The organism is Pseudomonas sp. BF-R-01, assembly GCF_019946615.1.
Classification (GTDB): Bacteria; Pseudomonadota; Gammaproteobacteria; order Pseudomonadales; family Pseudomonadaceae; genus Aquipseudomonas; species Aquipseudomonas migulae.
In genome coordinates, this window is sequence record NZ_JAGYFX010000072.1 from 23,188 (window position 1) to 30,023 (window position 6,836).

Here is a 6,836-nt window from a genome sequence, read left to right on the forward strand (position 1 = left end):
AAAGGGCATCCGATGAAAACACTGGCCAAACTCCCCGTCACCATCGTTACCGGCTTCCTCGGCTCGGGCAAAACCACCTTGCTGCGGCACATGCTCGATAACGCGCAGGGCCGCCGCATCGCGGTGATCGTCAACGAGTTCGGCGAGCTGGGCATCGACGGCGAAATTCTCAAGCAGTGCTCCATCGGTTGCACCGAAGAAGAAGCCAACGGCCGCGTCTACGAACTGGCCAACGGCTGCCTGTGCTGCACCGTCCAGGAAGAGTTCTTCCCGGTAATGCGCGAACTGGTGGCCCGTCGCGGCGACCTCGATCACATCCTGATCGAAACTTCGGGCCTGGCCCTGCCAAAACCTTTGGTCCAGGCCTTCCAGTGGCCGGAAATCCGCAGCGCCTGCACCGTTGACGCGGTGATCACCGTGGTCGACAGCCCGGCCGTGGCGGCCGGCACGTTCGCCGCGTTCCCGGACCAAGTGGATGCCCAGCGCAAACTCGACCCGAACCTGGACCACGAATCGCCGCTGCACGAGCTGTTCGCCGACCAACTGGCCAGCGCCGACCTGGTGATTCTCAACAAGGCCGACCTGATCAGCGCCGAAGACCTGGCCCGCGTACGCCTGGAAGTCGCCGAAGAACTGCCGCCCGCCGTCAAAGTCATCGAAGCCAGCAGCGGTCGCCTGCCACTGGACGTGCTGATCGGTCTCGGCGCCGGCTCCGAAGAACACATCGACAGCCGTCATAGCCACCACGATCATCACCACGACGGCGATGACCATGACGACCACGATCACGACGCGTTCGACTCCATTTCCATCGTACTGCCACAAGCCGACGAAAGCCTGTTGATGGACGCGCTGACGCAATTGGTGGTCAAGCACGGCATCCTGCGGGTCAAGGGTTTCGCCGCGATCCCGAACAAGCCGATGCGCCTGTTGATCCAGGGCGTGGGCACGCGTTTCGACAAGCATTTCGACCGTCAGTGGGGCGCCGACGAAGCGCGCACCACGCGTCTGGTGCTGATCGGCCAGGCGCTCGACGCCGCGCAACTCGAAGCGCAACTGCGCGCCGCGCTCAGCGTTTAACCCATGCATCTGCTCAGGACCCAGCCCGGCGGTTTCGTCTCGGATGACAACATTGCCGACCTTGGACAAACCCCTGCCGAGCTGGTGATCCTGTGCAGCGGCGATTCCAGCCTCGCGCTGCTCGCCGAAGCCGCGCAACAGTTGCCGGACGATTACCCGAGCGTGCGTCTGGCCAACCCGATGCAGGTGCAGAACCATGCCTCGGTCGATTTGTATGTCGACGAAGTGCTGCGCCACGCCAAGGTGATTCTGATCTCGCTGCACGGCGGCATTGCGTATTGGCGTTACGGCGTCGAGCGGTTGGTCGAGCTCTCCCAGCGCGGCGTGCAGCTGATTCTGGTGCCCGGCGATGATCGCCCGGACCCGGAACTCAGCGACCTGAGCACGGTGGTTGCCGAAGACCGCGACCGGCTTTGGCATTACTTGCGTCAGGGCGGCATGGCCAACGCGCTCGATCTGTTTCGCTGCCTCGCCACTCGTTGGCTGGAGCGCGACTACGCGTGGGCCGAACCGCAAACCCTGCCGCGCACAGCGATTTACCACCCACAAAAAAGTCCCGCCGCACTGCAGGATTGGCTAGCCGACTGGCAGGCCGATCAACCGGTGGCGGCGGTGCTGTTTTACCGCTCGCATTTGCAGGCGGCGAACACCGCTTTCATTGATGTTTTCTGCCAGCGTTTGCAAGCGGCGGGGTTGAATCCCTTGCCGATTGCCGTGGCCAGTCTCAAAGAACCCGGCTGCCTCTCGGTGGTCGAGGACTGGCTGGATGAAGTCGAAGCCTCGGTGATTCTCAACACCACCGGCTTCGCCCAATCCAGCCCCGAAGCGCCGCACTTGCGACCGTTTCGACGCAACATCCCGGTGATCCAGGCCATCTGCGCCCAGGACAACGAACCCGGTTGGCGTGCCAGCGAGCAGGGCCTCGGCCCGCGGGATCTGGCGATGCACATCGCGTTGCCGGAGCTGGACGGGCGGATCATCAGTCGCCCGATCAGCTTCAAGGACCTGGCGTGGCGCAGCGAGCGCAGTCAGTCCGACGTGGTGTGCTATCGACCACAACCGGAACGCATGGATTTTGTCGCCGAACTGGCGCGGCGCTGGATCGATCTGGCGCGGGTGCCGAACAGCGAAAAACGCATTGCCCTGATCCTCGCCAACTACCCGACCCGCGACGGGCGCATCGGCAACGGCGTGGGCCTCGACACACCGGCCGCTGCACTGAATATCCTGCGTGCGCTGCATCAAGAAGGTTACCCGCTGCCGGCCGAACTGCCGGGCAGCGGCACCGAACTGATCCAGCAATTGCTCGGCGGCGTCAGCAACGATCTCGACACCCTCGATCAGCGCCCGTGCCAGCAAAGCCTGGCGATGGATGATTACAACCTGATGTTCAACGCCTTGCCCGAGGCTAATCGCCAGGCAGTGCTGGAACGTTGGGGCACCGCGCAAAACGATCCGATGTTCCGTGACGGGCGAATGATGATCGCCGGCCTGCGTTTCGGCCTGACCTTCGTCGGCATTCAACCGGCGCGCGGTTATCAGGTGGACCCGAGCGCGGTCTATCACGACCCGGACCTGGTGCCGCCTCACGGTTATCTAGCGTTCTATTTCTGGTTGCGCAAAACCTACGGCGCCCACGGCGTGATCCACGTCGGCAAGCACGGCAACCTCGAATGGCTGCCGGGCAAAGGCGTCGGGCTGTCCGAGCATTGCTGGCCGGACGCATTGCTCGGGCCGCTGCCGAACATCTATCCGTTCATCGTTAACGATCCGGGCGAGGGCGCCCAGGCCAAGCGCCGCACGCAAGCGGTGATCATCGATCACCTGATGCCGCCGCTGACCCGCGCCGAAACCTACGGTCCGCTGCGTAACCTCGAGCTACTTGCCGACGAGTATTACGAAGCGCAATTGCTTGACCCGCGTCGCGCTCGTGAATTGCAGCGCGACATTCTGCAATTGGTGCGCGACACGCACATCGACCGTGAACTGCAACTGGACGAGAAGCTCGACAGCGACGCCGATGCAGCGATCTGGTTGCCGCGTCTGGACACGTATTTGTGCGATCTGAAGGAGTCGCAGATCCGCGATGGCTTGCACATCTTTGGCGAGTCGCCGAGCGGGCGTCTGCGCATCGACACGTTGTTGGCTTTGTTGCGGATTCCACGGGGCGATGGCCGTGGGGCGCAGTCGAGTTTGTTGCGGGCGTTGGCCAAGGCGTTTGGGTTGGGCTTTGATCCGCTGGATTGCGTGTTGGCTGAGCCTTGGGTCGGGCCGCGACCGATTGAGCTGCAATCGCTCGACGATGAAGTCTGGCGAACTGCCGGCGATACCCGCGAACGCCTCGAACTGTTCGCCGCTCAATTGATCTCGCAAGTTTTAAATGCCACCCCCAAACCCTGTGGGAGCGAGCCTGCTCGCGAAAGCGGAGTGTCAGTCGACATTGATTTGCCTGTCACACCGCATTCGCGAGCAGGCTCGCTCCCACAGGGGCCGGGGTGGTCTGATGTGAGCGCCATCCTCGACAACCTGCGCGACGTCGTCGCGCCAAGGCTCGACGCCTGCGGCCCGGCGGAAATGCGCGGCCTGCTCGACGCCCTCAGCGGTCGTTTCGTCCCTGCCGGCCCCAGCGGCGCGCCGAGTCGCGGGCGGCTGGACGTGCTGCCGACCGGACGCAATTTCTATTCGGTGGACGTGCGCAACCTGCCGACCACCACCGCGTGGCGCATCGGTTTCCAATCGGCGAACCTGATTCTCGATCGGCACTTGCAGGACCACGGCGATCACCTGCGTCAGCTCGGCCTGTCGGTCTGGGGCACCGCGACCATGCGCACCGGTGGCGACGACATCGCGCAAGCCATGGCGCTGATGGGTGTGCGCCCGGTCTGGGCGACGGGCAGTCAGCGGGTCGATGACTTCGAAATTCTGCCGCTGAGCCTGCTCGACCGCCCACGCGTGGACGTAACCTTGCGCGTGTCCGGGTTCTTCCGTGATGCCTTTGCCAATCTGATCCGCCTGTTTGATGCGGCAGTGCAGGCAGTCGCTGCGCTGGATGAACCGGACGACCTCAATCCATTGGCGGCCAAGGTCCGCGCCGAACGCGAGGCGCTGCTGCAATCGGGCCTTGATGAAGAAGCGGCCAAACGGCAGGCCGGTTGGCGCATCTTCGGCGCCAAACCCGGTGCTTACGGTGCTGGCGTGCAAGGGGCAATCGATGGTCGTTTGTGGCAGAGCCGCGAGGACCTGGCCGAGGTTTACCTCAACTGGGGCGGCTACGCTTACGGCGGTGCCGACGAAGGCACGGCGGCCCGCGAGCAGTTCGCCCAGCGCCTGAGCCAGGTTCAGGCCGTGCTGCAAAATCAGGACAACCGCGAGCATGATTTGCTCGACTCCAACGACTATTACCAGTTCCAGGGCGGTATGCTCGCGGCCGTGGAAAGCCTCAGCGGTGCAGCGGCGGCCAGTTACCATGGTGACCACAGCCAGCCGGACTTGCCGAAAATCCGTACGCTGAAGGAAGAACTGAACCGGGTGATCCGCTCGCGGGCGGCCAATCCGAAGTGGATCGACGGCGTGAAGCGCCACGGCTACAAAGGTGCGTTTGAGCTGGCGGCGACGGTCGATAACCTGTTCGCCTTCGACGCGACGACGCAGTTGATCGACGATCACCAATACGCGTTGCTGGCCGATGCCTATTTGCTGGACCCGGCGACCCGGGATTTTGTCCGCGAGCACAATCCCCATGCGTTGCGCGACATGACGGAGCGGATGCTGGAAGCGCAGCAGCGCGGGATGTGGCAAGAGCCGGGCGCCTATAAAGAAGCACTGGAAAACCTGCTGCTGGACATAGAAGAAGACACCTGACACACCGTAGATCCCCTGTAGGAGTGAGACCGGCTTGCCGGCGATAGCGTTGGGTCAGTCAATATTGATTTGCCTGACACACCGCTATCGCCGGCAAGCCGGTCTCGCTCCCACAGTTAGAAGCATTTCACCGACCATGACCGAGATTTGATAATGACCGACACCCCGCATTTCCCGCTCTCCGCCGTGGTCGGCGCCGACGATCTCAAACTCGCCCTGTACCTCACCGCCATAGACCCGAAAATCGGCGGCGTGCTGATCGAAGGCCCGCGTGGCATGGCCAAATCCACCCTGGCCCGAGGCCTCGCGGACCTGCTCGCCAGCGGTCAGTTCGTCACCTTGCCGCTGGGTGCCACTGAAGAGCGCCTGGTCGGCACCCTCGACCTTGATGCCGCCCTGAGCGAAGGTCGTGCGCAGTTTTCGCCCGGCGTACTGGCCAAGGCTGACGGCGGCGTGCTCTACGTCGATGAAGTCAATCTGTTGCCCGATCACCTGGTGGACTTGCTGCTCGACGTCGCCGCCAGCGGCACCAACCTGATCGAGCGTGACGGCATTTCCCATCGGCATTCGGCAAAGTTCGTGTTGATCGGGACCATGAATCCGGAAGAGGGCGAGTTGCGTCCGCAACTGCTCGACCGCTTTGGCCTGAACGTCGCCCTCAGCGGTCATACCGCACCCGCCCAGCGTGGGCAGATCATCCGTCGGCGGCTGGATTTCGACAGCGATCCGCAACGCTTCTGCGCCGAGTGGGAAAGCCAGCAGCAGTCTTTGCGTGAGCGTTGCCAGACAGCGCGCAGCACACTGGCGAGCATCCCCCTGGACGATGAGGCGCTGGCACAGATTACCGAGCGCTGTTTTGCCGCCGGTGTCGATGGCCTGCGCGCCGATCTGGTCTGGCTGCGTGCCGCCCGTGCCCATGCGGCGTGGCGGGGGGCGAGCGCCATTGCCGAGGAAGATATCGATGCCGTTGCCGAGTTCGCCTTGCGCCATCGTCGTCGCGAACAGTCGCCACCGGCGCCGCAACAGGCCCGGCAACCCGCCCCGCAACAATCCAGCCCGAGCGAAGGCCAGGGCCAATGGGGCGAAATGCCCGCGCAGGCGCTGCCGGTCGGCGCTCGACGTGAAGTGCCGAGCTGGCCAAAAAAGCCCTAGGCATTCGCCCTCGATCTGACGCGGGGGCGAATGCCAGGCCCCGCGCCGGACGGCTGGACCACGGCAAGCAGGGTAAGCGTCATGCCGCCCGCAGCGGCTCGATCAATTGGCCCGGCACCTTGCTAAACGGCCGCCCGCGCCAACGCCAGGATGTGCTGTTTCAACTGCGCACCCGTTCGCCCCATGAACTGTGGCTGGTGATCGTCGACGCCTCGGCCTCGACGCGCCGCCACCAGGCCTTGAGCGACGCCAAGGGGCTGTTGGCGCAGTTGTTCGACGACGCTTATCGCCAGCGTGCGCACCTGGCGTTGCTGACGGCCAGCGGCCATACGCCGAAGTGGCAAGTGCAAGGGTTGAAAGCTTCCAGCGGGTTGCGCCACTGGCTCGATGGCCTTGGCGCGGGCGGCGGTACGCCGTTGCTGGCGGCACTGGGCGAAGCGGGGCGATGGCTCGCGGTCCGGCAAAAACGTTTTCCGGCGGAGCAGCAACGGTTGTTGCTGGTGACCGATGGCCGGTTGAAGGAGTGGTCGGGGTTGCCGGCGCTGGCGTGTCCGGGGCTGCTGATCGACATCGAGCGTGGACCGATCCGGTTGGGGCGGGCGCGGCAGTTGGCAGCGGAGTTGCAAACGGATTATCGGCATATCGATGAGCTGGTTTCAGGCTGAGTTTGCAGTGTCTGTGCTGGCCTCTTCGCGGGCAAGCCTCGCTCCTACAGGGACAATGCGTAACCTGTAGGAGCGAGG

Annotated in this window: 4 protein-coding genes; all 4 read left to right on the plus strand. The window is 64.0% G+C overall.

All coding sequences use genetic code 11. The annotated features are described in order from the left end of the window. The first annotated feature begins 12 nt into the window (after positions 1-12). The 4 genes from cobW to KGB27_RS22435 all read left to right on the plus strand — a co-directional run bounded on the left by cobW (position 13) and on the right by KGB27_RS22435 (position 6,758). Complete coding sequence (gene cobW, locus KGB27_RS22420) at positions 13-1,080, plus strand: cobalamin biosynthesis protein CobW (RefSeq protein WP_317850731.1); 1,068 nt, start codon at positions 13-15, stop codon at positions 1,078-1,080. Between the two features lie 3 nt (positions 1,081-1,083). Continuing rightward, positions 1,084-4,941, plus strand: a complete 3,858-nt coding sequence (gene cobN, locus KGB27_RS22425; protein WP_223556414.1) for a cobaltochelatase subunit CobN — start codon at positions 1,084-1,086, stop codon at positions 4,939-4,941. A gap of 153 nt (positions 4,942-5,094) precedes the next feature. Continuing rightward, positions 5,095-6,093 carry an ATP-binding protein gene (locus tag KGB27_RS22430; protein ID WP_008040060.1) on the plus strand — a complete coding sequence of 333 codons (999 nt, stop codon included), beginning with the start codon at positions 5,095-5,097 and terminating at the stop codon, positions 6,091-6,093. Positions 6,094-6,146: 53 nt separating this feature from the next. Continuing rightward, positions 6,147-6,758, plus strand: a complete 612-nt coding sequence (locus KGB27_RS22435) for a vWA domain-containing protein (RefSeq protein WP_317850732.1) — start codon at positions 6,147-6,149, stop codon at positions 6,756-6,758. Positions 6,759-6,836: the final 78 nt, after the last annotated feature.

Bases quoted from the DNA above. Each gene is read 5' to 3' on its own strand.
- cobW (WP_317850731.1), top strand. From the start codon at position 13: ATGAAAACACTGGCCAAACTCCCCGTCACCATCGTTACCGGCTTCCTC.
- KGB27_RS22430 (WP_008040060.1), top strand. From the start codon at position 5,095: ATGACCGACACCCCGCATTTCCCGCTCTCCGCCGTGGTCGGCGCCGAC.
- cobN (WP_223556414.1), top strand. From the start codon at position 1,084: ATGCATCTGCTCAGGACCCAGCCCGGCGGTTTCGTCTCGGATGACAAC.